31 protein-coding genes and 3 tRNA genes are annotated in these 25,625 nt (G+C 69.2%); 17 read left to right on the forward strand and 17 right to left on the reverse strand.

The genetic code is table 11. The annotated features are described in order from the left end of the window. Positions 1-10 precede the first annotated feature (10 nt). The 6 genes from RAMLITH_RS14665 to dsrA all read right to left on the reverse strand — a co-directional run bounded on the left by RAMLITH_RS14665 (position 11) and on the right by dsrA (position 3,957). The gene (locus RAMLITH_RS14665; RefSeq protein ID WP_168108184.1) at positions 11-343 is read right to left on the reverse strand and encodes a TusE/DsrC/DsvC family sulfur relay protein; all 333 of its coding nucleotides are present in this window, start codon (positions 341-343) and stop codon (positions 11-13) included. 18 nt (positions 344-361) lie between these two features. Next, positions 362-661, reverse strand: coding sequence for a sulfurtransferase complex subunit TusB (gene tusB / locus RAMLITH_RS14670; RefSeq protein WP_168108185.1), 300 nt, complete (start codon positions 659-661; stop codon positions 362-364). A 10-nt stretch (positions 662-671) separates the two neighbouring features. Next, entirely contained in the window at positions 672-1,028 is a 357-nt protein-coding gene (gene tusC / locus RAMLITH_RS14675; protein WP_168108186.1) for a sulfurtransferase complex subunit TusC, read from the reverse strand. A gap of 192 nt (positions 1,029-1,220) precedes the next feature. Further along, positions 1,221-1,580 carry a sulfurtransferase complex subunit TusD gene (gene tusD / locus RAMLITH_RS14680; protein WP_168108187.1) on the reverse strand — a complete coding sequence of 120 codons (360 nt, stop codon included), beginning with the start codon at positions 1,578-1,580 and terminating at the stop codon, positions 1,221-1,223. Positions 1,581-1,582: 2 nt separating this feature from the next. Further along, positions 1,583-2,650 (reverse strand): dissimilatory-type sulfite reductase subunit beta, encoded by a 1,068-nt coding sequence (gene dsrB, locus RAMLITH_RS14685; RefSeq protein WP_168108188.1) that lies wholly within the window; start codon positions 2,648-2,650, stop codon positions 1,583-1,585. A 14-nt stretch (positions 2,651-2,664) separates the two neighbouring features. Continuing rightward, the gene (gene dsrA, locus RAMLITH_RS14690) at positions 2,665-3,957 is read right to left on the reverse strand and encodes a dissimilatory-type sulfite reductase subunit alpha (protein ID WP_168108189.1); all 1,293 of its coding nucleotides are present in this window, start codon (positions 3,955-3,957) and stop codon (positions 2,665-2,667) included. 191 nt (positions 3,958-4,148) lie between these two features. Here dsrA and RAMLITH_RS14695 point away from each other — a divergent pair, with 191 nt between their 5' ends. From RAMLITH_RS14695 to RAMLITH_RS14740, 10 genes are all read left to right on the forward strand, one after another. Then, positions 4,149-4,364: a DUF6967 family protein gene (locus RAMLITH_RS14695; RefSeq protein ID WP_168108190.1), complete on the forward strand. Its 216-nt coding sequence runs from the start codon at positions 4,149-4,151 to the stop codon at positions 4,362-4,364. 1 nt (position 4,365) lies between these two features. Beyond that, entirely contained in the window at positions 4,366-4,980 is a 615-nt protein-coding gene (gene cas6 / locus RAMLITH_RS14700; protein WP_168108191.1) for a type I-MYXAN CRISPR-associated protein Cas6/Cmx6, read from the forward strand. Positions 4,981-5,009: 29 nt separating this feature from the next. Continuing rightward, positions 5,010-5,339 (forward strand): TusE/DsrC/DsvC family sulfur relay protein, encoded by a 330-nt coding sequence (locus RAMLITH_RS14705; RefSeq protein WP_168108192.1) that lies wholly within the window; start codon positions 5,010-5,012, stop codon positions 5,337-5,339. A 19-nt stretch (positions 5,340-5,358) separates the two neighbouring features. Beyond that, the gene (locus RAMLITH_RS14710) at positions 5,359-6,006 is read left to right on the forward strand and encodes a hypothetical protein (RefSeq protein WP_168108193.1); all 648 of its coding nucleotides are present in this window, start codon (positions 5,359-5,361) and stop codon (positions 6,004-6,006) included. 7 nt (positions 6,007-6,013) lie between these two features. Continuing rightward, positions 6,014-6,934 (forward strand): TauD/TfdA family dioxygenase, encoded by a 921-nt coding sequence (locus RAMLITH_RS14715; protein WP_337786158.1) that lies wholly within the window; start codon positions 6,014-6,016, stop codon positions 6,932-6,934. Further along, positions 6,919-8,394, forward strand: coding sequence for a 2Fe-2S iron-sulfur cluster-binding protein (locus tag RAMLITH_RS14720; RefSeq protein ID WP_168108195.1), 1,476 nt, complete (start codon positions 6,919-6,921; stop codon positions 8,392-8,394). The genes RAMLITH_RS14715 and RAMLITH_RS14720 overlap by 16 nt, the downstream gene beginning before the upstream one ends. Then, the gene (locus RAMLITH_RS14725) at positions 8,391-8,750 is read left to right on the forward strand and encodes a S24 family peptidase (RefSeq protein WP_168108196.1); all 360 of its coding nucleotides are present in this window, start codon (positions 8,391-8,393) and stop codon (positions 8,748-8,750) included. The genes RAMLITH_RS14720 and RAMLITH_RS14725 overlap by 4 nt, the downstream gene beginning before the upstream one ends. A gap of 1 nt (position 8,751) precedes the next feature. After that, positions 8,752-8,970: a hypothetical protein gene (locus RAMLITH_RS14730; protein ID WP_168108197.1), complete on the forward strand. Its 219-nt coding sequence runs from the start codon at positions 8,752-8,754 to the stop codon at positions 8,968-8,970. Further along, the gene (locus tag RAMLITH_RS14735; protein ID WP_168108198.1) at positions 8,970-9,404 is read left to right on the forward strand and encodes a hypothetical protein; all 435 of its coding nucleotides are present in this window, start codon (positions 8,970-8,972) and stop codon (positions 9,402-9,404) included. Before RAMLITH_RS14730 ends, RAMLITH_RS14735 begins: the two co-directional genes overlap by 1 nt. 200 nt (positions 9,405-9,604) lie before the next feature. Continuing rightward, positions 9,605-10,519 carry a hypothetical protein gene (locus RAMLITH_RS14740; RefSeq protein WP_168108199.1) on the forward strand — a complete coding sequence of 305 codons (915 nt, stop codon included), beginning with the start codon at positions 9,605-9,607 and terminating at the stop codon, positions 10,517-10,519. On the opposite strand, the gene RAMLITH_RS14745 is transcribed toward RAMLITH_RS14740, so the two are convergent. Then, entirely contained in the window at positions 10,520-11,326 is an 807-nt protein-coding gene (locus RAMLITH_RS14745) for an alpha/beta hydrolase family protein (protein ID WP_168108200.1), read from the reverse strand. Next, complete coding sequence (locus RAMLITH_RS14750; RefSeq protein ID WP_337786159.1) at positions 11,310-12,443, reverse strand: DUF3182 family protein; 1,134 nt, start codon at positions 12,441-12,443, stop codon at positions 11,310-11,312. The genes RAMLITH_RS14745 and RAMLITH_RS14750 overlap by 17 nt, the downstream gene beginning before the upstream one ends. A gap of 256 nt (positions 12,444-12,699) precedes the next feature. Between RAMLITH_RS14750 and RAMLITH_RS14755 the strand changes: the two genes are divergently transcribed. The 7 genes from RAMLITH_RS14755 to RAMLITH_RS14785 all read left to right on the forward strand — a co-directional run bounded on the left by RAMLITH_RS14755 (position 12,700) and on the right by RAMLITH_RS14785 (position 18,385). Beyond that, positions 12,700-13,875 (forward strand): 2-hydroxyacyl-CoA dehydratase, encoded by a 1,176-nt coding sequence (locus tag RAMLITH_RS14755; protein ID WP_168108202.1) that lies wholly within the window; start codon positions 12,700-12,702, stop codon positions 13,873-13,875. 16 nt (positions 13,876-13,891) lie between these two features. Continuing rightward, complete coding sequence (locus RAMLITH_RS14760) at positions 13,892-15,241, forward strand: 2-hydroxyacyl-CoA dehydratase subunit D (RefSeq protein ID WP_168108203.1); 1,350 nt, start codon at positions 13,892-13,894, stop codon at positions 15,239-15,241. Beyond that, the gene (locus RAMLITH_RS14765; protein ID WP_168108204.1) at positions 15,238-16,062 is read left to right on the forward strand and encodes an acyl-CoA dehydratase activase; all 825 of its coding nucleotides are present in this window, start codon (positions 15,238-15,240) and stop codon (positions 16,060-16,062) included. Before RAMLITH_RS14760 ends, RAMLITH_RS14765 begins: the two co-directional genes overlap by 4 nt. Beyond that, the gene (locus RAMLITH_RS14770) at positions 16,059-17,045 is read left to right on the forward strand and encodes an acyl-CoA dehydratase activase (protein WP_168108205.1); all 987 of its coding nucleotides are present in this window, start codon (positions 16,059-16,061) and stop codon (positions 17,043-17,045) included. The genes RAMLITH_RS14765 and RAMLITH_RS14770 overlap by 4 nt, the downstream gene beginning before the upstream one ends. 34 nt (positions 17,046-17,079) lie before the next feature. Continuing rightward, entirely contained in the window at positions 17,080-17,406 is a 327-nt protein-coding gene (gene fdxA, locus RAMLITH_RS14775; RefSeq protein WP_168108206.1) for a ferredoxin FdxA, read from the forward strand. A 26-nt stretch (positions 17,407-17,432) separates the two neighbouring features. Next, positions 17,433-17,876 (forward strand): hemerythrin domain-containing protein, encoded by a 444-nt coding sequence (locus RAMLITH_RS14780; RefSeq protein WP_168108207.1) that lies wholly within the window; start codon positions 17,433-17,435, stop codon positions 17,874-17,876. A 95-nt stretch (positions 17,877-17,971) separates the two neighbouring features. Further along, positions 17,972-18,385, forward strand: a complete 414-nt coding sequence (locus RAMLITH_RS14785) for a hypothetical protein (RefSeq protein ID WP_168108208.1) — start codon at positions 17,972-17,974, stop codon at positions 18,383-18,385. An 80-nt stretch (positions 18,386-18,465) separates the two neighbouring features. Here the strand turns inward: RAMLITH_RS14785 and RAMLITH_RS14790 are convergent. The 9 genes from RAMLITH_RS14790 to folC all read right to left on the reverse strand — a co-directional run bounded on the left by RAMLITH_RS14790 (position 18,466) and on the right by folC (position 25,617). Then, a tRNA-Asp gene (locus RAMLITH_RS14790) sits at positions 18,466-18,542 on the reverse strand. Between the two features lie 68 nt (positions 18,543-18,610). Then, a tRNA-Glu gene (locus RAMLITH_RS14795) sits at positions 18,611-18,686 on the reverse strand. A 29-nt stretch (positions 18,687-18,715) separates the two neighbouring features. Beyond that, positions 18,716-18,791, reverse strand: a tRNA-Ala gene (locus RAMLITH_RS14800). Between the two features lie 90 nt (positions 18,792-18,881). Beyond that, positions 18,882-20,291, reverse strand: coding sequence for a glutamate--tRNA ligase (gene gltX / locus RAMLITH_RS14805; protein WP_168108209.1), 1,410 nt, complete (start codon positions 20,289-20,291; stop codon positions 18,882-18,884). Next, complete coding sequence (locus RAMLITH_RS14810) at positions 20,288-21,499, reverse strand: O-succinylhomoserine sulfhydrylase (protein WP_168108210.1); 1,212 nt, start codon at positions 21,497-21,499, stop codon at positions 20,288-20,290. The genes gltX and RAMLITH_RS14810 overlap by 4 nt, the downstream gene beginning before the upstream one ends. Before the next feature lie 10 nt (positions 21,500-21,509). Then, positions 21,510-23,018 carry an amidophosphoribosyltransferase gene (purF, locus tag RAMLITH_RS14815; RefSeq protein ID WP_168108211.1) on the reverse strand — a complete coding sequence of 503 codons (1,509 nt, stop codon included), beginning with the start codon at positions 23,016-23,018 and terminating at the stop codon, positions 21,510-21,512. Between the two features lie 28 nt (positions 23,019-23,046). Continuing rightward, positions 23,047-23,553: a CvpA family protein gene (locus RAMLITH_RS14820; protein WP_168108212.1), complete on the reverse strand. Its 507-nt coding sequence runs from the start codon at positions 23,551-23,553 to the stop codon at positions 23,047-23,049. Positions 23,554-23,561: 8 nt separating this feature from the next. Continuing rightward, positions 23,562-24,305 carry an SPOR domain-containing protein gene (locus RAMLITH_RS14825; RefSeq protein WP_168108213.1) on the reverse strand — a complete coding sequence of 248 codons (744 nt, stop codon included), beginning with the start codon at positions 24,303-24,305 and terminating at the stop codon, positions 23,562-23,564. A gap of 22 nt (positions 24,306-24,327) precedes the next feature. Continuing rightward, complete coding sequence (gene folC, locus RAMLITH_RS14830; RefSeq protein WP_168108214.1) at positions 24,328-25,617, reverse strand: bifunctional tetrahydrofolate synthase/dihydrofolate synthase; 1,290 nt, start codon at positions 25,615-25,617, stop codon at positions 24,328-24,330. Between the last annotated feature and the right edge of the window lie 8 nt (positions 25,618-25,625).

The raw sequence follows: 25,625 nt of genomic DNA on the forward strand, positions 1-25,625 counted from the left end.
ACGGATGGCCTCAGACGCAGCCGGTCGGCTTGGGCAGGCCGGCGATCTTGCACGCCTGCTTGGCCGGGCCGTAGGGAAACAGCTCGTACAGGTACTTGCTGTTGCCCTTGTCGGGCCCCAGCTGCTTGCCGATGGCCTTGGTCAGCACCCGCACGGCCGGGGCGATCTGGTACTCGTTGTAGTAGTCGCGCAGGAAATTGACGACCTCCCAGTGGTTGGGCGTCATGTCCACGTTCTCCGTCTTGGCGATGATGTTGGCCAGGTCCTCGTTCCATTCGGCGAGGTTGACCAGGTAGCCCTCCTCGTCCGTCTCGTAGGTGGCGCCGTTGATTTCGATGGGCATGGGTGCTCCTCTTTCGCGTCAAAGCCAGGATTGGCAGGTTGGATGTCCGGCGGCCAGGTCGACGAAGCCGGCGTAATCGACGGGCTCGATGCCCGCAAGGCGGCGCGCGGCCATGCCGCGCGCCTCGAGGTCCGGCAGCAGCACGTAGACCTTCAGCCGCTGCAGCGCGCTGTCCAGGCCGCAGCGAGCCGCCAGCGCGGGGCTCGCGGCGTACACCGCGTCCTCGATCAGCAGGACGCTGTGCCCGTCCTGCGCCAGGCGCAGGCAGCTTTGCAGCGCGCCGGCGGCATCCGGAGACTTGTTGACGATGTGCAGCATGGGTGGCCCTTCAGAAGGAAAGGACGACGTCCTGCGCCGCCATCAGGTCGGCCAGTTCGGCGCCGGAGAGCACCGCCACCGGCACCATCAGGTCGTCTTCGGTGAGGCCGCGCCGCTGCAGCGACTCGCGTTCGACGTACAGCTTGTTGATGTCGTAGTCGTCCAGCGCCCGGTAGGTGGGCGAGAAGTTCTTGACGCCGATCGCCTTGGTGTTCTGCGCCTTGGCGAGCTGCCAGACGCCGTCGTCCATGAAGACGAGGCTGCAGTCCTGGTCGAACGTCGCGGCGATCAGGACGACCTCGAGGCTCTCGAGCGCATAGACGGTGCCGTACGGCGCCTTGCGGTTGACGAACATGAATTTCTTCATCGCGATTGCTCCGCCGCTGTGCGCGCCATCCGCGGCGCATGAAAACCGGGTGCTCCCTCTCCCGCCTGGCGGGAGAGGGTTGGGGTGAGGGTTGGCGCGCCACTTGGCACCCTCGTCCCCCGCCTTCTCGCGCAAGCGGGAGAAGGCGCCAGGGCGGCGGCGCAGGCGGTGCGATAAGAGCCGGCCTTCATCTCAGTCCCCGAACGTCACCAGCCGGTCGCTCTTGATGCCGGCGTCGACCAGCTGCCCCAGCCCGGAGATGCGGAACCCCGGGGCCAGCACTTCGTCCTTGATGCCGCGGCGCAGCGCCGCGGCGACGCAGACCACCAGGTCGACCTGGTGCTCCGCATTCAGCTTTGACCAGCGGTTGACGATGTGGCGGTCGTCCTGCGGCGGCTCGGTCAGCTTCGTCGCGTTGTAGACGCCGTCGTGATAGAAGAAGACGCGCTTGACCTCGTGGCCGCGTGCGATGGCCGCGGCCGCGAAGTTCCAGGCGGTGTCGGCCGCCTGGTGGGTGTAAGGGCCTTCGCTGACCAGCAGGGAGAATCGCATGATTAGAAGCGGATGTGCGCCGACGCGTTCAGGTTGGCGCGCGAGCCGCGCCAATCGTCGATCAGGTACTTGGTGAACGGCAGGTCGCACTTCTCGAAGAAGCGCGGCCAGCCGATGCGCTCGACCCAGTCCGACAGGCGCTCCCAGGGCCGCGCGTCTTCCTTGTACGTGTACAGGATCTTCTTGACGATGGCCGACACTTCCGGCCAGCGCGGCGGGTTGTTTGGGATGCCCGAGGCGACCATCTTCATGAAGGTCGGCTTGCCGCGGGCGTTGGAATTCTTGCCGCCCACCCAGATCGCGAGCTTGGAATGCTCGGGATCGTTGATCTGCATCGGCGGGCACGGCGGGTAGCAGGCGCCGCAGCAGATGCATTTCTTCTCGTCGACTTCCAGCGACGGCTTGCCGTTCACCAGCGCCGGCCGGATCGCCGCGACCGGGCAGCGCGCCACCACGGCCGGCCGCTCGCAGACGTTGGCCACCAGATCGTGGTTGATCTTCGGCGGCTTGGTGTGCTGCATGATGATCGCGATGTCGGCCTGGCCGCCGCAGTTGATCTCGCAGCAGGAGGTCGACATGTGGACGCGGTTGGGCATCTCCTCGCGGATGAACTCGGTGTAGAGGTCGTCCATGAGCGCCTTGACGGCGCCGGAGGCGTCGGTGCCCGGAATGTCGCAGTGCAACCAGCCCTGGGTGTGGGCGATCATCGAGACCGAGTTGCCGGTGCCGCCGACCGGGAACCCGCTCTCGGTGAGCGCGTTGATCAGCGGCGCCACCTTGTTCGGGTCGCCCACCATGAACTCGATGTTCGAGCGGATGGTGAAGCGCACGTGGCCGTCGGCGTAGGTGTCGGCGATGTCGCACAGCTTGCGGATGGTGTACACGTCCATCTGCCGCTGCGTGCCGGCGCGCACGGTCCACACCTCGTCGCCGTCCCACGCGACGTGGTGCAGCACGCCGGGGCGCGGGCGGTCGTGGTACTTCCAGTTGCCGTAGTTCTTCGCGAGTTTCGGGTGCAGGAACGGCCTGTTGTCGGGGCAGCCGCTTTCGATGGGGGTGCGATGGGCCATGCTGGCGCTCTCCTTCAGGCGGCCTTGCGGGCAGTGATCTTGGCGACTTCCTCGTCCCAGCCGTCGGTGCGGACGTACGGGTTGGTGCGCGGCGTCGACACCATGTGCGGGTCGATCTCGACGCCGACGCCCTCGAGGAAGTTGACGAGGCCGATGCGCTCGATCATTTCGCCGGTGCGCTCGTGTTCCAGCGCGTTCTCGGCGAAGAAGTCGATCACCCGCTGGCCCAGGTCGACCAGCGCCGCATAGTCCTCCTCGGTCTTGAGCGGCATGAACGGCACCACCACGGTGCCCATCAGGTCGCCGATCTTCAGCGTGCGCTTGCCGCCGACCAGAATCGTGGCGCCGGTGTCGGTGCCGTGGGCCAGGGCGCCCGTCATCACGTTGATGCAGTGCATGCAGCGCACGCAGTCGCCGTTGTCGATCTCCAGGGCGTGCGTGTCGCTGACCTTGACGCTGGTGATCTTCGGGCCGGCGCGGACGTCCTTCACCTCCTTGAGCATGATCGCCTTGGTCGGGCAGCGCGTCACCACGTCGTTGACCAGTTCGTTCATGCCGTGCTTGTCGAACCACTTCCGGGCCAGCGTCTCGTCGCTGCGCATGTTGTCGCGCCAGGTGCCGATGACGGCCATGTCGGCACGCTGGATCGAGTTCATGCAGTCGTTCGGGCAGCCCGAGAACTTGAACTTGAACTTGTAGGGCAGCGCCGGGCGGTGGATGTCGTCGGTGAAGGTGTTGATCACCGTGCGGTGCGCCTTCGCCTCGTCGTAGCAGCTCTGCTCGCAGCGGGCCGCGCCGACGCAGCTCATCGACGTGCGCACCGCCGGGCCGGCGCCGCCGAGGTCGAAGCCAAGCTCGTTGATCTCGTCGAAGGCGTCCTGGACCTTGTCGGTCTTCGCGCCCTGGAACATGATGTCGCCCGATTGCCCGTGGAAGGCGATCAGGCCCGAACCGTGCCGCTCCCAGATGTCGCACATCCTGCGCAGGATGTCGCTGGTGTAGTGCATGCCCGGCGGCGGCTGCACGCGCAGGGTGTGGAACTCGGCGGCGTCGGGAAAGACCGGCTTCTCATGCTCGTCCTTCAGCTCGGTGAAGCGCGGGATCACGCCCCCGCCGTAGCCGAACACGCCGACGGTACCGCCCTTCCAGTAGCCCTTCTTGGTGCGGTACGAGGTCTCCAGCGTTCCGAGCACGTCGACCATGTAGTCCTTGTCCTGGGCCAGGCGCTTCAGGCCCGTGACGAAACTGGGCCAGGGCCCGCCCTCGAGCTGGTCGAGGTTCGGCGTCTCATGCATCTTCTTCGCCATGTGCTTGTCTCCTGCACGTTGAAGGCACGAATGTGCTTTCGGCGGCCGCCGCGCGCCATCACCCTCGTTGGTTAGTGGCGCGAATCGGAAGGGGCAGGCGCCACCTACCCGGATGGCGTAGCCGGCGCTCACCCGCAGCGGGTATGGACGGGCAGCGGGCGCCTCGCGCTCAATGCCGGACTCGAACCGCCATGAAAGCAACCCTGTCCCTCTCCAAGCTGCGCGTGCCCGTCGGCGGGCAGGAGATCGAGCTGCAGCAGGTCGACCACGAGAGCGGCGGCATGAGCCTGCTGCGCACCCGGATCCGGGAGAAGAGCCGCTTCACCGTGTTCGACATCGACCCGATCACCGCGCGGCAATGGGGCGAAGCGCTGCTCCAGTGGGCGCGTGCCCAGCCCGAGGAGTGACGTGGCAGCCGTGGTCGCCGAGATGATCGACGTCGCCTTCGCGCTGGAGGGCGATGCCGTGCCGCGGGAGCACCGGTTTGCGCTCGCCGAGGCGCTGCAGGACGCGCTGCCCTGGCTCGGCGACGAGCAGCATGCCGGCGTGCACCGGCTCAAGCTGGTGGCGAGCGGCGACGGCGCCGAAGCGCTCGTGTCGCCTCGCACCCGCCTCATGCTGCGCGTGCCGCGCGGCCGCGCCGAGGCGGTCGATGCCCTGGCCGGGGCCGAACTGTCGCTCGGCAGGCGCCGGATTCGCGCCGGCCGGTCGCAGCGGCGCGAATTGCTGCCGCACGGCACCCTGTACGCGCCGCTGGTTGCCGCGGACAGCCGCGACGAAGCGCAGTTCCTGGTCGCAGTACAGCTCGCGCTCGACGCGCTGGGCGTGCGGGCGCAGCCGGTGTGCGGCCGCTGGCAGGCGGCCGAAGCCGGCCGGCTGATCGGCTGCAGCCTGATGCTGTCGGGACTGGACCGCGACCAGTCGCTGGCACTGCTGCAACGGGGGCTCGGTCCGCACCGGCGACTCGGCTGCGGCCTGTTCGTCCCGCACCGGTCGGCGGCCGCCGTCGGCACGCCGGCCTGACGCCAGACTTTCATCCCAGGGAGAAACACATGGCATACACCGTCGATGACCACGAACTCCTCGCCGACGAGCAGGGCTTCCTGCTCGGCCCCGACTACCGCGACGAGGTGGTCGACGCGATCGCCGCCGCCGAAGGCATCACTTTGACCGCCGACCACTGGACGGTCGTCCGCTACCTGCGCGACCAGTTCCGCGAGCACGGCCACACGCCCAATTTCCGCAACATGCTCAAGGACCTGGCCGAAGTGATGCCGGGGTGCGACAGCAAGTCGCTGTACGCCCTCTTCCCGACCGGGCCCGCGAAACAAGGCGCCAAGGTCGCCGGACTGCCGCAGCCGCTCGGCAAGGGCGGCTACTGAAACTGGAATCCGACCCCAATTGAGCGCGCTGCCCACTCCCGCCACGCCGCGACTGAAGACGCACTGGTTCCGCCATGCCGGCAGCCGCGGCGCCGACCAGCAGGCCAGCGCCGCCGCGTTCATCGTCTGGCGGGTGGCGCGGCACACGCTGGACCGCACGCGCCATGCCGGCTTCGGCGTCGAGATCGGCGAGCCGTATTTCCGCTTCCTGCGCGAGGTGCTCGCGTTCCTGGTCGCCGTCGCCGACCGCATCGCCCACGCGCGGCTGGAGCCGGTGCAGCGCATCGGGTTCACCACGGCCCTGGTGCATCACCTGGCGCGCATCCTGCAGGACAGCGAGGACGACCTGATCGGTCCCGCGCCGCCGGGCGAGCCAGCCAACGGCGAGCGCTTCATCGACCTGGTGAACGAGTTGTGTGCTCACTATGCCGAGTTCGGCGCTGACCCCACCGCCGGCGCCGGCGGCTTCCACCCCGACTTCGCGTTCCTGCGCTACCTCGGCACCCGGCTGGAGCCGGCCCTGCCGCCGCACGACCGGCGCTGGATCGTCGACCAGGTCATCGACGTGCAGGCGCCCGAGGCGGTGGCCATGTTGCGCCGGTCGCTCGCCGACCTGTTCGATCCGCCCGCGCGGGCCAGGCGCGCGGCTTCCGTGAGCGGCGACTGAGATGCTCGTGATCGAACCGCGTTCGCGCTGCCGGGCCGCCAATCCGTTCGACCTCGGCAACGAAGCCGGCTACCGGCGCTGGCGCCACTGGAAGCTGGCGCTGCAGCCGCGCCAGTTGCAGGACCTGTTCGTCGACGTGCGCGATCCGCACGACCTCTCGGCCGGCGAACGCAGCGCCCTGCAGGCATGCATCGCCCGAGCCGGCGTCGCCATCTACCGCTCGCGCGTGGTGGACGACGACCCGGACCTGCCGCGCCGGCTCGGCGCGCAACTGGGCCTGCACCGCCTCGACGCCAACTGGTTGGCGCAGGAGGACGGCGTCTCCAGGATCACCGTGTCCGGCGCGAGCGACGGCCACGGCTTCATCCCGTACACCAACCATCCGATCGGCTGGCACACCGACGGCTATTACCACCCGCAGCGGCGGCGCATCCGCGGCATGGTGCTGCATTGCGTGCGGCCGGCCGCCAGCGGCGGCGAGAACGCCCTGCTGGATCACGAGCTGGCGTACATCGCACTGCGTGACCGCTCGCCTCGGCTGGTGCAGGCGCTGATGGAGCCGGATGCCATGACCATCCCGGAGCGTCGCGGCGAGGATGGCGTCGCCCGGCCCGCGCAGGGCGGTCCGGTGTTCTCCATCGACGATGACGGTTGCCTGCACATGCGGTACACGGCGCGCACGCGCTCCATCGCCTGGAAGGACGACGAAGTCACGGCCGCGGCGGTCGCGATGCTGCGCGACGTCATGAAGCAGTCCCCCGCGGTGTGGCGGGTGCGCCTGCAACCCGGCATGGGCATGGTCGGCCACAACGTGCTGCACGAGCGCAGCGCCTTCACGGACGACCCGCGTTCGCCGCGCCTGCTGCTGCGCGCGCGCTTCCTCGACCGGGTGCAGCCCCCCACGGAGGCCTCGTGGCGCAATGGGTGAGCATCTGGCGCGCCGCCCAACTGGCCGGCATTCCGCGCGCGACGCTGCAGCGGCAGGTGCGCGCGGGCGAGCTCGAGGAGAACGAGGGGCTGGTGTCCACGCGCTCGCTGCTGGCGCTCTATCCGCAACTGCAACTGGAGTCGGCCGGCCTGGCCGAGCGGGTGGCGCAGATTCGCGACGAGTCGTTCGGCCGGCGCGTGCGCGAGCGCCTGCTGCCGAGCCAGGAAGTGCTGGCGCAGCGGCTGTTCCGCCAGAGCCAGGAACTGGCCGACGCCCAGCGCCACCTGCAGCGCTACCACGCGCTGGTGGTGGTCTTGCGCGACGGGATCCGGCAACGCCAGCGCGAAGCGGGTGGCGATGACCCGCGGCTCGCAGCGCTGGAGCGCGAGCTCGCCGCCGGGCTGGCGCGGGTGCTGGCCACCGAGGCGGTGGACGCCCTGCACGTGATGGACGACATGCTCAAGCTGATCTCGGCGCACGTCACGGTGCGACCCAGCGGCCGCCAGTTTGTGGTCGAAGGCCACGACACGCTGCTGCAGGCGGCACTGCGCGCCGGGGTGAACATCAATTACGGCTGTGGCAACGGCAGCTGCGGCATGTGCAAGGTCCGGGTCATCGCCGGCGAGGTGGCGCGCACCGGCCACAGCGACTACGCGCTGTCCGAGGCCGAGCGCAGCCAGGGCCATGTGCTGGCCTGCACCCACACCGCCGCCAGCAGCGAGCTCACGATCGAGACGCTGGAGGCGGGCGGGCCGGCCGACATCCCGCTGCAGCACATCACCGCGACGGTGCGGGCGCTGCGCGAGCTGGCGCCGGACATCTTGCACCTGCACCTGCAGACGCCGCGCACGCACCGGCTGCGCTTCCTGGCCGGGCAGTCGGTCGCGCTGGGCCTGGCCGGCGTCGACGGCGCGCCGGCCCGGCACCCGGTCGCCAGCTGCCCTTGCGACGACCGCAACCTGCACTTCTTCCTGCCGCGCGATGCGGAGGACCCCGTCGCCACCCGCCTGTTCGAGGGCGCGGTGCGGGCGGGGGACGCGATCAGCGTGTGGGGACCTTACGGCCGCTTCACTCTGGCCGAGGGCTCGCAACCGCTGGTGTTCGTCGCCTGCGACCATGGTTTCGCGCCGGTCAAGAGCCTGATCGAGCATGCGCTGTCGCTGGACGCGGCGCCGTCGATCACCTTGTTCTGGCTGGCGACCCGCGCCGGCGGGCACTTCCTCGCCAACCAGTGCCGCGCCTGGTCGGCCGCCATCGACCTGTTCGAGTACAGCCTGTTCACCGACACGGAGGCCGCCGCCGGCGCCCTGCAGGTAGCCCGCGCGATGCGCGCCGACGTGTTCCAGATCGACTGCGAGTTCCATCTCGCGGGCCCGGTCGACTTCGTGATGACGATCGCCGCGCAACTGGCCGAGGCCGGCGTGTCCGAAGGCCAGATCCACGTGGAGGTGCTGCCATGAGTTGCCACTGCGCCAGTCCGCCGCCTTCCGAACCCCAGGCGGAGGCCGGCTGCAGCGGCGGGGAATCCTTCGCCTTGCGCGTGCTCGGCTGCGACATGGAGCCCGAGTTCCGCGAAGGCGACATCATCATCGTCGAGCCCGACGGCGCACTGAAGGACGGCAGCTTCGTGCTGGCGCGCCCCGGCGGCGAATGGACGCTGCGCCAGCTCGCGCGCACGGAGGCTGGCTGGTTCCTGCGCGCCCTGAATGCCCCGACGGCGCCCGAATTGCCGCTGGCCGACCTCTCCTGCGTGCACGGCGTGGTGATCCAGAAAGCCGTGCCCGGCCGGCGCCGACTCACCAGGAGCTACATCTGAAATGCCTTACTTCCTCTACGCCGTCCAGCCGTTCGCCCAGCTGGAACAGCTCGCCGAATGCCCCACCTTCCCCGAGGCCTCGCGCCAGGCCAAGTCGCTGCGGGCCGCGCAGCCGGCGCCGGGCGCGCGGCGAATCCGCATCGTCTTCGCCGACACGCCGCTGGCCGCGGAGGACCTGCTGCTGCAGGTGCGCGAGGCGCCCCCGGACGGCGACGACTGATGGACGAGCACGCACCGTCCGGCGAGTGCTGCGGCAGTGCCGCCGCCTGCGTGTTCGCCAAGGCGCTGCTGGCACGGACCGCGGCCTGCGAACTCGCGCAGCGTTCGAGCCTGGGCGAGCAGGAGCTGATCGTGTGCGGCTCACCGATGGCCCGCGTGGACTGCGCCACGGTCGCGGCCCTGCTGCACGAGCGCGCCCGGTTCGCGCTGCGGCTGCCAGCGCCTGGGCGTCCCCTGATGCACGTGCACGCGCTGCGGCTGCAGTGCGGCGGCCTGGCGGCGCTGACCGAGGTCATGGGTGGCCACGCGGATGTTCACCGGCTGGTCGCCGCTGCGCACGAGCGCCGCGGCGGCCTCGCGGATCTGCCCTGGGACCGCATCGTGCCCACCGTCGCGGGCTGGCAGCCGCGGCGCCGCGCCGCGCGGCGCGAGTAGCAGCCGCGCCGTCGCAGCGGGCGCGCCACTGTCGCAGATTGAGACCAGCGCGCTCGTTCTTGTCCTTCCTCAAAAGCGTCCCGGAACGCCACACCCGTGGCCGATCGCGTCCATAAAATCGGCGCCATCTGCTCCGGGGGGCTGCACTGGCTGCCGTCGACGTACTCACCAATCCATCCCTGGCGACCGCCTTCCAGTCCTTGCGCCTCGGGAAGACGGCGCCGGTGCGCCGCGCGGCCCATGCGATCGCCAGGCGCGGCCGTCCCGGCGCCGACACCCATCTGCAAGGGCAGGCCCTGCTGGTGCTGGCGCACGCCTACGTGCTGGAATCGAGGTTTCGCCTCGCGTATCGCTGTTGCTCGCAGGCGCGCGAGCGCTTCGCGCGGCATTCCGACGACCGGGGCCTCGCCGAATCGGCCGGGGTGCTCAGTTACGTCCTGAGCACACTGGGCCTGCACGAGCTCGCGGCGCGGGCGGCCGTCGAATGCATCTCGATGCCGCGGAGCGCCCGCGCGCCGCTGGTCCAGGCGTTCGGGCTCAACTATTCCGGCGTGGCAGCGTTCTGGGCCCAGGACTTCGCTACCGCCAGCGGCGTGCTGGAGGCGTCGGCCTGGTACGCGGGCGAGGCGCCGGGCGGCGGCGCCGGCTTCCACCCCCTCGTGAACGCCGGCCTCTGCGAGGCCCTGCGGATCGTGCACGGCGAGGCGGACGCAGATCTCTCGCAGATGGAATTCATCGTCGCGCGGGCCCGCGCCATGGAACATCGGGGCCGGGTAGGCACCTTGCCACTGGGAAGCCGCGACATCGGGCTGCTGTTGCTCGCGTTCGAGGAGTGCTTCCTGGCCTGCCGCCTGGGTAACCTCGAGGAGGCGGACGTGTGCTACCAGGTCTGCCGGGACCTCGCGACGCGCCTGCCGCCCACGAGCTGGCTGTACGCCGTCACCTGGTGGGCCAGGGTCGAATGGGCGCAGGCCCGCGGACGCCGCGCGGAAGCACGCTCGTCCGCGGCGCAGATGGCGGCGTCGGCCAGGCTCGGAGAGCACACGCCGTTGCGGGTCCTGGGTCTCTCGATCGAGCACAGCCTGCGCTTCGCCGGCGGGCAGCGACAGCCCTGATCAGCCCGTGGCGCCGGGCGTGCGCTGCGCCGAACCGGCCAGCGGCGTCTCGGCCGCCGGCCCGGTCTTGCCGGCGCGAGCGCCGAGCACCATCTCGGTCATCCAGTTGACCAACAGCGAGGTGTACGTCTGCTGCCACTCCTTCTCCGACAGGGCGTGGTCCGCGCCGGTGATCATGCGGTAGGTCAGCGACTGGGCCTGGGCGCAAGCCCCAATGTAGTTCTGGATCACCTGGTGCGGCACCAGCGAATCGTGCTCCGATTCGACGATCAGCACGTCGCCGCCGAACGCCGCGCAGGCGCGCAGCGCGCGGTTGTCCTCGGGACGCACCGCGCCATGCCGGTACGCGGCGAGTTCCTGGCGGTTCAGCTTGCCCTTGGGAACGTCCCAGTCGCCGTCCTGGTACAACGCCGGCACCCGCAGCGCCAGCCATCGCACCGGACGAAGCGCACTGGCGATCGCCGCCAGGTAGCCGCCGTAGCTGCTGCCGACGATCGCGACCGCAGCCGGGTCCACCGCCGGATGGCCGACCAGCACGTCGTAGGCGCAGACGACGTCGCGCAGGTTTTGTTCGCGGCTGACCGTTTCGCGCTGGTCCTGGTGCCGCACGTGGCCGCGCAGGTCGAACGTGAGGCAGATGCAGCCGAGCGCGGCGATCTCGTGGGCCCGCGCGATGTACTGGTCCTGGCTGCCGTCCCAGCCGTGCACCAGCAGCACGCCGGGCACCATGGTGTCGGGGCCGACCAGCGTGCCGGCGATGTGCTGGCCGTCCACCGGAATGTCGATCGGGTTAGTGCGCGTCGACATGCGGTTCGACCACCGTGTACTTGGTGAGCAGGCCGACCTGCGGATCGATCGCCCGGAAATGGACCGTCGCGCCCGGCGGCGGCTCGGGGCTGGCGCCGAAGATCTCCACGCACCTGGTGCGCACACGGGTGCGCGCCGGCTCGCGGCGGAAGACCTCCAGCGCGGCCAGCTCGGCGCCGGTAGCGCCGCCGGCGCGCCAGGACTGTTCCAGCACGCCCGAGCGCCATTGCCCGGCCGCGTCGCGCCCCAGCGCGACGTCGTAATTCCTGCGTGAGGCGAAGAAGCCGGGATAACACGAGGCGACGCAGGCGTCGTAGCGCCGCGCCTGCTCGATCGCGTGGCGGATCTCGGGCCCCGGATCGGGCTCGAGCAGCGATTCGAGACCGCCGCGAGCTACAACGAGCTCCGAGCCGCCGAACACCTCCTCGCCGCGGTTGTCGCGCGTCAGCCGCTGCCAGCCGTAATAGCTGGCCATGAGGCCGGCAACCTGGACCTGCCCGACGCTGAACGTGCGGACCTGGTCCAGGTCCTGTTCCAGGACCAGTCCGTGCCGGGCGAGTTCGGATGCGTCCGCTGCTGCCAGCGACCGTTCCAGTTCGGCCGCGTCGCGCGCGACCGACTGGCCGCGCCCGCCGGTGGCGCGCACCGGCTTGACCCGCACCGGCCCTTGCGCGAGCAGTTTCATGCCGGCCCGGCCGGCATCCTGGAGACTGAAGACGCTGTAGCCGGCCAGCACGGTGTCTCCGGCGCATGACGCGAACGCGGGGTTCCAGCCGGGAATCGCCGCTGCATCGGGCCCGACCAGTGGATGGCTGATCGCCTTGGTGGCCACGAAGGGGTATGGCACGACGCCGCCGAAGAGATCGTCGACACAGTGGATGCCGAGCGCCACCGCCTGGTCGGTGGTCAACGTGGTGGACGGCAGGAAGTACAGGTGCGACGCGCCATGACGGCCTGGCTGGTAGGCGCCGCTCGCTTCGTATCCCCGCAGCGCGGCCAGTTGCCGGGCGAACGCCAGGTGCGTGATGCGCTCGTGCTCGCTCGCATGGTCGTGCTCGTCGGGCGCATGGGTCACGACGACGCCGCGCGGGCCGGCAGGACTGGGCTGCAGGGACACGGTATGGCTCCCGAAGGCTGTGGCGCATTCTGACGGGTGCGCCGGTCGCGGCCGTGTCGGACGGGAAGCCGAACCCGGGCGGGACTGGCCGGGCAGCGGGCGGCGGCTCGCGCCCGCGCGCAGGCTGGACGGCGTCGCGGCCATTGATGCATCGACGAAGAATGTTTGATCCAGATCAAAACCACACCGCATGGCGGCGAGGCAATATTGGTATTCCGGTACCGCAATACGCCTATAGCCGTTCACAGGAGACGACATGGAGACCCAAGGACCAGGCCCCGAGGCCGAACTGGACGAGATCCTCGAGTACTGCAACAGCCTCAGGCAGTCGCCGGTCCCCCGCGACGACGCCCTGCCCGACGGCTTCAGCGGCACGCTCGGGCACTTTCCCGTCTACTTCCCCGAGGAAATCGCACACGCGGCCGGCCTGCTGCCGGTGGGTGTCCTGGGCGGCGGCAACAAGCTCGAGCTCAAGCATGCGGACGCCCACATGGGATCGTTCATCTGCTCGATCTGCCGCTCGACCTCCGAGATGGGGCTGAACGGCTCCCTGCAGGGGCTCAAGGGCTTCATCACCCACCCGATCTGCGACGCGGCCAAGCACCTGGCCGGCATCTGGAGCCGCAACTTTCCCGACCAGCTGGCGCAGATCCTGTACCTGCCGCAGAACCCCAACACCCCCGGCGCCATGCGCTACGTCGCCGCCGAGTACCAGCGGCTGCGCGGCGAGCTGGAGCGCAAGTCCGGCCAGGAAGCCAGCGACGACAAGCTGCGCGCCAGCATCCGCGCCTACAACCGCAACCGCGCCCTGTTGCGCGAGCTGTACGCCATCCGCCGCGACGAGCCGTGGAAGCTGAGCTGCACCGAGTCGTACCTGCTGGTGCGGGCGCGCACCCGCATTCCGTGCGAAGCCCACAACGACCTGCTGGAGCAGGCGATCGCCGGCATCCGCGCGCGCAACCGCCAGGCCCAGGACAAGCCGCGGGTGGTGTTCGTCGGCGGATTCTGCGAGCAGCCGCCGCTGGAGATGCTGGAGGCGATCGACGACAACTGCTACGTGGTCGACGACGACCTGCTGATCGGCCTGCGCTGGATCACCGGCGACGTGCCGGGCAACGGCGACCCGATCTGGGCCCTGGCCGAAAGCTTCATCCAGCGGTCGGCGGCCAGCCCGGTGCAGCACGACGAGCGCAAGACCAAGGAAGGCTACCTGATGGACATGATCGCCGGCAGCCGCGCCGAGGCGGCGATCGTGACGGCCGCCAAGTTCTGCGAGCCGGGCCTGGACGAGCAGGTGGCCTGGTCCAAGCACCTGGACGAGGTCGGCGTGCAGTACCTGGTCCTCGAGTTCGAGGAAAAGATGACCTCGTTCGAGCAGATGGCGATGCAGCTCGAGACCTTCGCCGAATCCCTGCTCTTCGCCACCGCCTGACCCGGAAGGACACACCATGACCACAGCCACGCTCGAACGGCCCGACGCGCCAGCCCTCGCCGGGGAATTCGATCCGATCGCGGACGGCCAGCGCCTGATGAAGGCCTGGTACGCCAACCTGGAGCAGGCCAAGGCGCGCGGGCAGAAGGTCGCCAACGTCTTCGTGATGGGCAACGCCATCGAGATCCTGCGCACCTTCGACTTCCAGCTGGTCTTTCCGGAGATCAACTCGCTGCAGACGGGCGTCAAGAAGGTGTCCGAGGAGTACCTGCGCGAGTCCGAGGACTACGGTTACTCGCCGGACGTGTGTTCCTACGTCAAGGCCGACGTCGGCCTGATCCTGCGCCAGCAGAAGCACCCGGCGGGCACCATCCCGCACGCGGATATCGCGATCACCTCGAACATGTGCAGCACGTTCATCAAGTGGGGCGAGATCTGGGAGCGCATGCTCAAGACCCCCACTTTCACGCTGGACCTGCCCGGCCAGCGCGGCGCGGGCTGGCAGGTGCGGCGCGGCGACGCCCAGCACATGGCGGACGCCCATTGGGTGGAAGCCCAGTTCCGCGAACTCATCACCCGCTGCGAGAACATCACAGGCCAGCGCTTCAGCTTCGACCGCCTCGCCGAGGTACAGGATCGCGTCAACCGGATGGTCTACCACTGGAACAACGTGATGGCGCTCAACCGGATGTGCCCGGCGCCGTACAACGCGATGCTCGACGGGCTGACCTACATCGGCATCATGAACGTCTACCGCGGCACCGAGGAAGGTGTCGAGTACATGCGCCGCCTGGAGGAGCAGTTGCGCGCGAAGGTGGCCCGAGGCGAAGGCCGGGTGCCCGAGGAGCGCTTCCGGCTGCTGTTCTCCGGCACCCCCTGCTACGTGTCGATGCGCCGGCTGGTCGAGCTGTTCGAGTCCTGGGGCGGCGTGTTCGCCTATTCCGACTATCTCACGTTCGCGGCCGGCGGCATGGACGCGGGCGAGATGGTCTACGACACGTCCCGTCCGCTGGAGAGCCTGGCCGAGATCTCGGCCCTGGCGGCGCAGCGGGGCCTGTCGAACCAGTTCTTCGCCCACGAGCGGCTGGCCCAGCAGATCAAGGACTACGAGGTCGACGGCGTCGTCTTCCACGGCATCAAGAGCTGCCGCTTCGTGTCCTCGGGCATGGCCGACACGCGGAACTACCTGAGCCAGCGCATGAACATCCCGAGCCTGTACGTCGAGTCGGACCTGATCGACCCGCGCTACTGGTCCGACGCCCAGATCAAGAACCGGGTCGATGCGTTCTTCGAGTCGCTGCACCAGCGCGGCGGGCCGCCGCCCAGCGAGCGGGTGCAGGCAGCCACCAAAGGAGGTGTGAAATGAGGTACGTCGGCGGCGTCGACGTCGGATCCACCCAGACCAAGGCGGTGATCCTGGACGAGGACGGCAAGGTGGTCGGGCGGGCCCTGCTCGACATGGAGACCAGCATGGTCACGATCGCGCAGGACGCCTTCCGGGCGGCCCTGGCGGACGCGGGCCTGCAGGAAGAACAGGTGGCGCGCGTCGCCAGCACCGGCTACGGGCGCTACAACGTGTCGTTCGGCGACGAGCAGGTGACCGAGATCACCTGCCACGCGCGCGGCGCCGTGGCCCTGTTCCCCGGCACCCGCACGGTGATCGACATCGGCGGCCAGGACACGAAGGCGATCGCCGTCAAGCCCGACGGCCAGGTCGCCGACTTCACGATGAACGACAAGTGCGCCGCCGGCACCGGGCGCTTCCTCGGCGCGGCGTCGTACGCACTGGAGATGTCGCTGGGCGAGCTGGGGCCGCTGGCGCTGAAGTCGCGCAACCCGGTGCGCATCACGACCACCTGCACCGTGTTCGCCGAGTCCGAGATCATCAGCCACCTGGCCAAGGGCATCCTGCCCGAGGACGTGCTGATGGGCGTGCACCAGGCGATCACCAGCCGTTGCGTGTCGCTGGCCCGGCGGGTCGGCGTGCACTCGGAAGTCACCTTCACCGGCGGCGTGAGCCGCAACGTGGCGATCGTCAAGCTGCTGGAGGACGCCGTTGGCATGAAGATCAACGTCAGTCCCGACGCGCATTTCTGCGGCGCCCTCGGCGCCGCCCTGTTCGCCCGCGAACACGCGTTCGCGCCCGCCGCGCAACCGGCCGAAGCCCTCGCCCAGGAGGCAGCATGACCCACGTCGTCGGATTGGACATCGGATCGACCTACACCAAGGCGATCTGCCTCGACGGCGACCGCAAGGTCGTCGGCACCGCGGTGCGGCGCACCGGCTTCAAGCTGGCGCAGGCCTCGGAGGCCGTGTTCGAGGACCTGCTGGCCAACTGCGGGCTGCAGCGCCCGGACATCCTCTACGTCGGCGCCACCGGCTACGGCCGCTACACCGTGCCGTACCGCCACGCGCAGATCACCGAGCTGACGGCGCATGCCCAGGCGGCGGTGCACCTGTTCCCGGACACCCGCACCATCCTCGACATCGGCGGCCAGGACATCAAGGCGATCAAGGTCGACGCACAAGGCCGGGTGAAGGCGTTCCGCCTCAACGACAAGTGCGCCGCCGGCACCGGTGCCTTCCTGGAGAAGACCGCGCGCTACCTGGGCCTGACGACGGAGGACATCGGTCCCTACGCGCTGCGCTCGACGGCCCCAAAGTCGATCAGCAGCGTCTGCGCCGTGTTCGCCGAGTCGGAGGTGATCAACCACCTGTCCAACGGCATTCCGGCCGAGGACATCATGATGGGGGCGATGGTGTCGCTGGGCGGCCGCGCGATCCAGCTGATGCGCCGCGTCGGGCTGGAGCCCGGCTTCATGCTGACCGGCGGCATGACGCGCAACGAGGCCATGGTCAAGGCGCTCGAACAGGCGCTGGGCGAAACCTTCCACGTCGCGCCCAACGGGCTGGGGCAGCTCAACGGCGCCTACGGCGCGGCCTACCTGGGCCTGCGGCGGGTCGAGAAGCTGCTGGCCGAAGGCAAGCCGATCCCGCCGACCGCGGCCCAGCTCGGCCAGGCGCAGACCACCGCCACCGTGCGCCGCTGGTCGGCCATGGCGGCGACGCGCAGGCGCTTCGAGCCGTGCGGCGACACCGGCGAGTGCCCGGTCGTCATCAAGGTGACGAAGCCGGCGCCGGCCGCCGCATCCGAGCAGGCCCCCGCCTGAGGGTGGCGCCGGTCACCCGAATGCGGAGGCAGCCATGACCCATGTCGTCACCGAATCGTGCATCAACTGCAAGCACACCGACTGCGTGGAGGTGTGCCCCGTGGACGCGTTCCACGAAGGACCGAACTTCCTGGTCATCGACCCCGACGTCTGCATCGACTGCATCGCCTGCGTCGCCGAGTGCCCCGTGGCCGCGATCTACGTCGACAGCGACGTGCCGGCCAGCCAGCGCCAGTTCCTGGCATTGAACGCGGAGCTGGCGCGCGACTGGCCCGTGATCGTCAGGAAGCGCGAGCCCCTGCCCGACGCGGCCCACTGGGCCGACGTGACCGGCAAGATCGACCATCTGCAGCACCCATGAGCGGGCGCGCACCGAAGGAAAGCACCATGGAAACGATCAGCAGCTATATGCAGCAGGACCATGTCCTCATCGACGGCATCGCGGAGCGCGCCGCCGCAGCCGCGGCCGCGCGCGACTGGACCGCGTTCGCGCGCGATGGCGCCGAGTTCCTGCAGCGCCTGCGGCGGCACATCCAGGTGGAGGAGCGGCTGCTGTTCCCTGCATTCGAGCTGCGCACCGGGATGACGACCGCCGGCCCGAGCGTGCAGACGCGGGTGGAGCACGAGCAGATGGCGCCTATCCTCCAGCAGATGGAGGCCGCCCTGGCGGCGCGCGACGCCACCGGCTTCCAGCTCTCGACGAAGGCCCTGTTCGACATCCTCGTGCCGCACAACCAGAAGGAGGAACAGATGATGTACCCCATGCTGGACGAAGCGGTGGGCGCCGAGGCAGGGGCGCTGCTGGCGCAGGCCAGGGAGATGGCGAGCTGAGATAGATATCGATGAGGCAATACACCGATTGGTGTATTGCGATGCGCAGCCTGGGGTGGTCTCTTTGTGTTCCCTTCCGTCGCCAAGGAACCGTCATGCCTCACGCCCTCATCATGCGATCCGCCGCCGTCGTCTCGTTGATCTTCGGCCTTTCGCTTCTGTTTGCGCCCAACGCCTTGCTCGCGTTGTACAAGGCCCAGGGCCTGAACTCGCCCGGCGTGTACAACTCGATGCTGCTCGGCGCCTACCTGATCGCCATTGCAGTCATCAACTGGAACGCGGCCAGGGAGAGTGCGCACGACGCGAGGCACGTGATCCTGGGGACATTCATTGCCATGGCCATCGGGTTCGTGGTCGCCCTGCAGAGGCAGTTGACCGACCCGAGCGTGACGCCGGCGGCATGGCTGAACGTGGCGATCTTCCTCGTGTTCTCGCTGCTGTACGGTTACCTGCAGTTCGCCCACCTGATGGCTGCCACCCTCGCCGAAGGCCCGGCCATTCGACCATGAGTGGAGCAAGGCGGCTGGCGCAAGAGTCAAACAGCCAACGAAAAAAGGGTCAGCTCGTGCGAGCTGACCCCTTGAAGACTTGGCGGAGTGGACGGGACTCGAACCCGCGACCCCCGGCGTGACAGGCCGGTATTCTAACCAACTGAACTACCACTCCGCGTGGTGCAGCGTCCGCCCTTGCGGGCCAAGTGCTGCGGCTTGTGCTTCATCCACCTGCGTGGAATCTGGCGACCCTACGGGGATTCGAACCCCGGTACTCACCGTGAAAGGGTGATGTCCTAGGCCTCTAGACGATAGGGTCAAAACCTTGGACGAACCGATCGACAACCTTGGTGGAGGTAAGCGGGATCGAACCGCTGACCTCTTGCATGCCATGCAAGCGCTCTCCCAGCTGAGCTATACCCCCGTCGGGTGTCGAGCCTCAAATTATAGCGTGATTTTCCGGGCCGGTTGAGCATCGGACGATTCGACGCTCATTTTTTTCATCCATCCGCCGTCACGCCGCCTGCAGGCGCCGCAGCACCGCGTCGCGCCCGCACAGTTCCAGCACGGCATCGACCGACGGCGTCTGCGGCGTGCCCATCACCAGCACCCGCACCGGCATCGCCAGTTGCGGCATCTTCAGGCCGGTGGCGCGCAGCACTTCCTTGATCGCTTCGCCGATGGCCTGCCGGTTCCACGGACAGGTCTCGAGCATCTTCGCGAGCATCCCGATCGCCGGCCGCACCTGCTCCGTGACGTGCTTCCCCACTTCTTCCACGGCTGGCTGCACCGGGCGGTAGAACTTCTCGGCCCAGTCGGCGAGCGCGACGGTCGTGTCGCAGCGGTCCTTGAACACGGCGCAGATCCGCGCGACATGGTCCTCGAAGATGCTCTCGACGCCGCGCTTCTTCAGCTGCTGCGCCACCAGCACCGCCAGCTGGTCGTCGGCCGTCATCCTGATGTGCTGCGCATTCACCCAGCGCAGCTTGGCCTCGTCGAACTGCGCGGCGCTGCGGCCCAGGTGGTCGAGGTCGAACCATGAAATGAACTGCTCGCGGCTGAAGATCTCGTCGTCGCCGTGCGACCAGCCCAGGCGCGCCAGGTAGTTGACGACGCCGTCGGCCAGGAAGCCTTCTTCGCGGTACTGCGTCACCGGCTTGGCGCCGTTGCGCTTGCTCATCTTCTCGCCCTGCTCGTTCAGGACCGTGGGCAGGTGTGCGTACACCGGCGGCTCCTGCCCGAGCGCGCGGAAGATGTTGATCTGGCGCGGCGTGTTGTTCACGTGGTCGTCGCCGCGGATCACGTGCGTGATCTTCATGTCGATGTCGTCGACCACCACGCAGAAGTTGTACGTGGGCGTGCCGTCGGGCCGGGCGATGACCAGGTCGTCGAGTTCGTCGTTGCTGATCTCGATGCGGCCCTTGACCTTGTCGTCCCATGCCACCACGCCGCCCTGCGGATTGCGGAAGCGCCAGACCGGCTGCACGCCTTCGGGCACCGGCGGCAGCGTCTTGCCTGCCTCCGGACGCCAGGTGCCGTCGTAACGCGGCTTCTCCTTGTTGGCCATCTGCCGCTCGCGCAGCGCATCCAGCTCCGCCACGCTCATGTAGCAGGGGTAGACCAGCCCCTTGGCCTGCATCTGCGCGATCACCTCGCGGTAGCGGTCCATCCGCTGCATCTGGTAGTACGGGCCCTCGTCGGGATCGAGCCCGAGCCACGACATGCCTTCCAGGATGACGTCGACGGCGGCTTGCGTCGACCGCTCGAGGTCCGTGTCCTCGATGCGCAGGATGAAGTCGCCGCCGGTCGCGCGCGCGAAAGCCCACGGATAGAGCGCGGAGCGGATGTTGCCCAGGTGGATGAAGCCGGTCGGCGACGGTGCGAAGCGGGTGCGCACGCGCGCCCCGGTGGGAGTGGTGCTCATAGAGTGTCCAGGCCGCGCGCGAGGTCGGCCTTCAGGTCGTCGAGGTGTTCCAGGCCCACCGCGACGCGGATCAGGCCCTGCCCGATGCCGGCGGCCTGCCGCTGTTCTTCCTTCAGGCGGCCGTGCGAGGTCGTTGCCGGATGCGTGATGGTGGTCTTGGTGTCGCCCAGGTTGGCGGTGATGCTGACGATGCGCGTGTGGTCGATGACGTGGAACGCATTGCGGCGCAGCGCCTCGGGTCCATCGCCTTGCACGTCGAAGGAGACGACGGCCCCGCCCTGCCCCGACTGCTGGCGCATGGCCAGTTCATGTTGCGGATGCGATGGCAGGCCCGGATAGTAGACGCGCGCCACCTTCGGCTGCGCCTCGAGCCAGCGCGCGAGTTCGAGCGCACTGGCGCATTGCGCCTGCATGCGGATGCCCAGCGTCTCCATGCCCTTCAGCACCACCCACGCGTTGAACGGCGACAGCGCCATGCCGGCGGTGCGCACCACTGGATCGAACACGTCGCGGATGTACTTCGCCGGGCCGCAGATGGCGCCGGCCAGCACTCGCCCCTGGCCGTCGAGGTACTTGGTGCCGGAGTGGATGATCAGGTCGGCGCCGAGTTCGGCCGGCCGCTGCAGGGCCGGCGTGCAGAAGCAGTTGTCCACCACCAGCAGCGCGCCGACCGAATGCGCGAGTTCCGCCAGCGCGGCGATGTCGCACACGTCCGTCAGCGGATTGGTCGGCGTCTCGGCGAACAGCAGTTTCGTGTCCGGCCGCAGCGCCGCGCGCCACTCACCGACGTCGGTCTGCGACACGAACGTGGTCTGCACGCCGAACTTGCCGAACTCGCGGCCGATCAGGTTGAGCGTCGAGCCGAACACGGAGCGCGAGCACACGACGTGGTCGCCCGCCTTCAGCAGCCCCATGCACAACATGAGGATCGCGCCCATGCCGCTCGACGCGCCGATCGCGGCTTCGGTGCCTTCCAGCGCCGCCAGTCGGTGCTCGAAGGCGGTCACCGTCGGATTGGAGGTACGCGAGTAGGTGTAGCCTTCCTCGGTGCCGGCGAAGCGGCGCGCGGCGGTCTCGGCGTCCGGCTGCACGAAGCTGGAGCTGAGGTACAGCGCCTCGGAGTTCTCGCCGTACTGGCTCGGTTCGATGCCGGCACGCACCGCCAGGGTCTCGCGGTGCAGGCCGGGGGGAAGCTTTCTCTCGGTCATGGCAGGCGGGTCAGGCGTCCTGCGCGTTGGGCAGCGCCAGGCGCGAACTGTTTTCCTCGAGCGGATCTTCCTGGCCGACGCGCGCCTCGTTGATCTTCGCGATGTCGTCGGGGTTGATGTCGCCGGTGATGTAGACGCCGTCGAAGCAGGAAGCCTCGAAGCCGTCGAGCTTCGGGTTGAGCGAGCCGATCGCCTTCTTCATGCCCTCGACGTCCTGGTAGATCAGCGCGTCGCAGCCGATGATCTCGCGCACCTCCTCGATCGTGCGGCCATGCGCCACCAGCTCGCGGCCGGTCGGCATGTCGATGCCGTACACGTTGGGGTAGCGCACCGGCGGCGCGGCGCTGGCCAGGTACACCTTGCGCGCGCCGGCGTCGCGCGCCATCTGCACGATCTCCTGGCTGGTGGTGCCGCGCACGATCGAGTCGTCGACCAGCAGCACGTTGCGGCCCTTGAACTCGCTGGCGATCGCGTTGAGCTTCTGCCGCACCGAGCGCTTGCGCACGCCCTGCCCCGGCATGATGAAGGTGCGACCGACGTAGCGGTTCTTCACGAACCCCTCGCGGTACGGGATGCCGGTCAGCTGCGCCAGCTGCATGGCGCTGGGCCGGCTCGACTCGGGAATCGGGATCACGACGTCGATCTCGTTGGGCGGCACGGTGGAGATGACGCGCTTGGCCAGCGCCTCGCCCAGGTTCAGGCGGGCCTGGTACACCGAGATGCCGTCCAGCACCGAATCCGGACGGGCGAGGTAGACGTACTCGAAGATGCACGGCTGCAGGGTGGGGGCGTCGGCGCATTGCTGGCTGTGGACCTGGCCCTGCAGGTCGATGAACACCGCTTCCCCGGGCGCGACGTGCCGCTCCAGCGCGTGGCCCGTGCCCTCCAGCGTCACCGATTCGCTCGCGACCATCACCGTGCCGTCCTTGCCGCGGCCGATCGACAGCGGGCGGATGCCGAAGGGGTCGCGGAAGGCCAGCACGCCGTGGCCGGCGATCAGCGCGATGACGGCATACGAGCCCCGGATGCGACGGTGCACGTTGCGCACGGCCTCGAACACTTCCTCCGGCTTGAGCGGGAGCCCGCGCGTGGTCTTCTCGAGTTCATGCGCGAAGACGTTCAGCAGCACCTCGGAGTCGCTCTCGGTGTTGATGTGCCGGTGGTCGGTCGAGAACAGCTCCGCGCGCAGCGCCTGCGCGTTGGTCAGGTTGCCGTTGTGCACCAGCACGATGCCGAACGGCGCGTTGACGTAGAACGGCTGGGCCTCCTCCTCGCTGTAGGCGTTGCCGGCGGTCGGATAGCGCACCTGGCCCAGGCCGACGTTGCCTGGCAGCGCGCGCATGTTGCGCGTGCGGAACACGTCCCGCACCATGCCCTTGTCCTTGTGCATGAAGAACTTGCGGCCACGCTGCGTGACGATGCCGGCCGCATCCTGGCCGCGATGCTGCAGCAGCAGCAAGGCGTCGTAGATCAGCTGGTTGACGGGGGCGCTGCTGACAACGCCGACGATTCCACACATTTGATGCTCTCGTTGGCAGCGGCGGCCTTCAGCCGTCCCGCTCGCCCGGAAGGTAACGCCCGAACTGCTCGGGCAACATGGGTTTCAAGCCCTTCAGCACCGCCAGCGACCACTGGGCGCCGGTCGCCTCGGTCCACCAGCCGGCCCTGCGCGCCGGCGACATGTTGATCACGATCGCCACCACCAGCAGCAGCACGGCGCCGCGCAGCAGCCCGAACAGCGCGCCCAGCCCGCGATCGATCGGCCGCAGGCCCACCGAGTCGACCAGCTTCTTGGTGAGCCACGCCAGCAGCCCGCCGGCGAACACCACCACGATGAACACCGCCACAAAGCCTACCGCATACCGGCCCGCCTCGGGTGCGCGCTCGACGGGCAGCAGGGCTGCCGCATCCGGTGCCAGCCACTGCGCCACGACGAACGCCGCGATCCAGCTCAGCACCGACAGCACCTCGTAGACCAGCCCCCGCCACGCCCCCACCAGGAAGGAGACGGCGAGCACGGCGACGAACACCCAGTCGAGCGGCGCGAGGTCCAAGGCGCGCCTTACAGCGTGAGGATGGCGGCCGGCATGTCCAGGCCCTTGATCTTGCTGGCCGCCTTGTCCGCGTCGGCCCGGCTCGGAAACGGCCCGACCCGCACGCGGATGCGCTTGCCGGCCTTGGTCTCGGCCACGTTGGTGTAGGTCTTGAGGCCGGCGCGCTCCAGGCGCGCCCTCGCCTCGCGGGCCTTGTCGGGGTCGGCGAAGGCGCCTACCTGCACCACGAAGCGGCCATCCGCCGCGGCTTCCGCGGCCGCCTTGCCTTCCAGCAACGCCTTGGCGCGGGTCGCATCGGCCGGCGGCTCGGCCTTCGCCGCGGCCGGCCTGGGCTCGGGCTTGGGCTCCGGCTTGGGCGTCGCCACCGCTTCCGGCTTCGGAGCGGCAGGGGCGGGCGCTTCCGCCTTCGGCGCGGGCGCTGGCGCAACGGGCACCGGCGCCACGCCCGCCGTGCCGGCGACGCCGGCCGCCGGGCTGACCTTGCCGCTGGCAACGGGGGCCGACGGCGCGGGCCGTGCCGGGACCGGCAGCGGCGCCGCCTTGTTGCGATCCGGGATCTCGATCGGGATGTCCACCGGGATCGGGCGCGGCTGCGTGTCGAACAGCAACGGAAAGCCGACCACGCCGGCCAGCACCAGCACCGTGGCGCCGATCAGGCGATGGCGCGCGCGCCGCCGCATCGCTTCGATGCTTTCCGGCTGGCGCGCCGCCGACGTGGCTTCCCCTGCGGTGCGGAACTTGAAGAAAGCCATGAAACCCTTGGCCTGGCGGCGCTTAGCTCGCAAGATGTTTGGCTTGAAGGCGGGGCACGCCGTCCCGCAGGACGCCGCCCACCGTGTGGAACGATCCGAAGACGATGATTCTATCAGTGGGGTTCGCGGCGGCCACCGCGGCGGCGAACGCCTCCATGGGGCTCGCGTGGATGCTCACCGGCACCTTGGAAGCGGGCTGCTGCGCCTGCCAGCGGGCGGCCAGTCCCTGCGCCGTTTCGGCCCGCGCGATCGGCAGGTCGGTGAAATACCAGCGGTCCACCAGCAGGCCGATCTTGCGGAACATCGCCTCCAGGTCCTTGTCCGCCATCGCGCCGAACACCGCATGCGTGGCCGGATAGAAGCCTTGTGCGTCCAGGTTGGCCGTGAGCGCCGCCACCGAGTGCGGGTTGTGCGCGACGTCCAGCACCAGGACCGGCTGCCCCGGCACCACCTGGAAGCGCCCGGGCAGTTCCACCATCGCCAGGCCGTTGCGGACCGCCTGCGCCGTCACGGGAATGCGCGAGCGCAGCGACTCCAGCGCCGCCAGCGCGCCCGACGCGTTGATCAACTGGTTGGCGCCGCGCAGCGCCGGGTACGCCAGGCCGGCATACCGGCGGCCGCGCCCGGCCCAGGCCCACTGCTGCTGGTCGCCGGAGAAGTTGAAGTCGTGCCCCAGCCGCCAGAGGTCCGCGTCGATCTCCTTGGCCCGGTCGATCACGCTTTGCGGCGGGACCGGGTCGCTGACGATGGCGGGCCGGCCGGTGCGCAGGATGCCCGCCTTCTCGGCACCGATCGTCTCGCGGTCCGGCCCCAGGTGGTCCATGTGGTCGAGGTCCACGCTGGTGATGACGGCGCAGTCGGGATCGATGACGTTCACGGCGTCCAGCCGCCCGCCGAGCCCCACTTCCAGGATCGCCAGGTCCAGCGGCGCGGCGGCCATCAGGCTCAGGATCGCCAGCGTCGTGAACTCGAAGTAGGTCAGCGCGACGTCCTGGCGCGCCGCTTCCACCCGCTCGAAGTGCGGCACGAGGGCGGCGGCCTCGACGATCTCGCCGTGGATGCGGCAACGTTCCTCGAAGTGCACCAGGTGCGGCGACGTGTACACCCCCGTGCGGTACCCCGCCTGCAGCGCGATCGCTTCCAGCATGGCGCAGGTGGAGCCCTTGCCGTTGGTGCCGGCCACCGTGATCACCGGGCAGGTGAAGGCGAGCTGCAGGCGCTGCGCGACGGCGCGGACGCGGTCCAGGCCCAGTTCGATGGTCTTCGGGTGCAGGCGCTCGCAGTGCGCGAGCCAGTCGGCGAGGGTGTCCATCCCCCGAT

Origin of the sequence: Ramlibacter lithotrophicus (assembly GCF_012184415.1) — a bacterium.
Taxonomy (GTDB): Bacteria; Pseudomonadota; Gammaproteobacteria; order Burkholderiales; family Burkholderiaceae_C; genus Ramlibacter; species Ramlibacter lithotrophicus.

Coding starts and splice junctions, on each gene's coding strand:
- RAMLITH_RS14665 (WP_168108184.1), bottom strand. CDS start 343: ATGCCCATCGAAATCAACGGCGCCACCTACGAGACGGACGAGGAGGGC.
- tusB (WP_168108185.1), bottom strand. CDS start 661: ATGCTGCACATCGTCAACAAGTCTCCGGATGCCGCCGGCGCGCTGCAA.
- tusC (WP_168108186.1), bottom strand. CDS start 1,028: ATGAAGAAATTCATGTTCGTCAACCGCAAGGCGCCGTACGGCACCGTC.
- tusD (WP_168108187.1), bottom strand. CDS start 1,580: ATGCGATTCTCCCTGCTGGTCAGCGAAGGCCCTTACACCCACCAGGCG.
- dsrB (WP_168108188.1), bottom strand. CDS start 2,650: ATGGCCCATCGCACCCCCATCGAAAGCGGCTGCCCCGACAACAGGCCG.
- dsrA (WP_168108189.1), bottom strand. CDS start 3,957: ATGGCGAAGAAGATGCATGAGACGCCGAACCTCGACCAGCTCGAGGGC.
- RAMLITH_RS14695 (WP_168108190.1), top strand. CDS start 4,149: ATGAAAGCAACCCTGTCCCTCTCCAAGCTGCGCGTGCCCGTCGGCGGG.
- RAMLITH_RS14705 (WP_168108192.1), top strand. CDS start 5,010: ATGGCATACACCGTCGATGACCACGAACTCCTCGCCGACGAGCAGGGC.
- RAMLITH_RS14725 (WP_168108196.1), top strand. CDS start 8,391: ATGAGTTGCCACTGCGCCAGTCCGCCGCCTTCCGAACCCCAGGCGGAG.
- RAMLITH_RS14730 (WP_168108197.1), top strand. CDS start 8,752: ATGCCTTACTTCCTCTACGCCGTCCAGCCGTTCGCCCAGCTGGAACAG.
- RAMLITH_RS14735 (WP_168108198.1), top strand. CDS start 8,970: ATGGACGAGCACGCACCGTCCGGCGAGTGCTGCGGCAGTGCCGCCGCC.
- RAMLITH_RS14745 (WP_168108200.1), bottom strand. CDS start 11,326: ATGTCGACGCGCACTAACCCGATCGACATTCCGGTGGACGGCCAGCAC.
- RAMLITH_RS14755 (WP_168108202.1), top strand. CDS start 12,700: ATGGAGACCCAAGGACCAGGCCCCGAGGCCGAACTGGACGAGATCCTC.
- RAMLITH_RS14760 (WP_168108203.1), top strand. CDS start 13,892: ATGACCACAGCCACGCTCGAACGGCCCGACGCGCCAGCCCTCGCCGGG.
- RAMLITH_RS14765 (WP_168108204.1), top strand. CDS start 15,238: ATGAGGTACGTCGGCGGCGTCGACGTCGGATCCACCCAGACCAAGGCG.
- RAMLITH_RS14770 (WP_168108205.1), top strand. CDS start 16,059: ATGACCCACGTCGTCGGATTGGACATCGGATCGACCTACACCAAGGCG.
- fdxA (WP_168108206.1), top strand. CDS start 17,080: ATGACCCATGTCGTCACCGAATCGTGCATCAACTGCAAGCACACCGAC.
- RAMLITH_RS14780 (WP_168108207.1), top strand. CDS start 17,433: ATGGAAACGATCAGCAGCTATATGCAGCAGGACCATGTCCTCATCGAC.
- RAMLITH_RS14785 (WP_168108208.1), top strand. CDS start 17,972: ATGCCTCACGCCCTCATCATGCGATCCGCCGCCGTCGTCTCGTTGATC.
- gltX (WP_168108209.1), bottom strand. CDS start 20,291: ATGAGCACCACTCCCACCGGGGCGCGCGTGCGCACCCGCTTCGCACCG.
- RAMLITH_RS14810 (WP_168108210.1), bottom strand. CDS start 21,499: ATGACCGAGAGAAAGCTTCCCCCCGGCCTGCACCGCGAGACCCTGGCG.
- purF (WP_168108211.1), bottom strand. CDS start 23,018: ATGTGTGGAATCGTCGGCGTTGTCAGCAGCGCCCCCGTCAACCAGCTG.
- RAMLITH_RS14825 (WP_168108213.1), bottom strand. CDS start 24,305: ATGGCTTTCTTCAAGTTCCGCACCGCAGGGGAAGCCACGTCGGCGGCG.
- folC (WP_168108214.1), bottom strand. CDS start 25,617: ATGGACACCCTCGCCGACTGGCTCGCGCACTGCGAGCGCCTGCACCCG.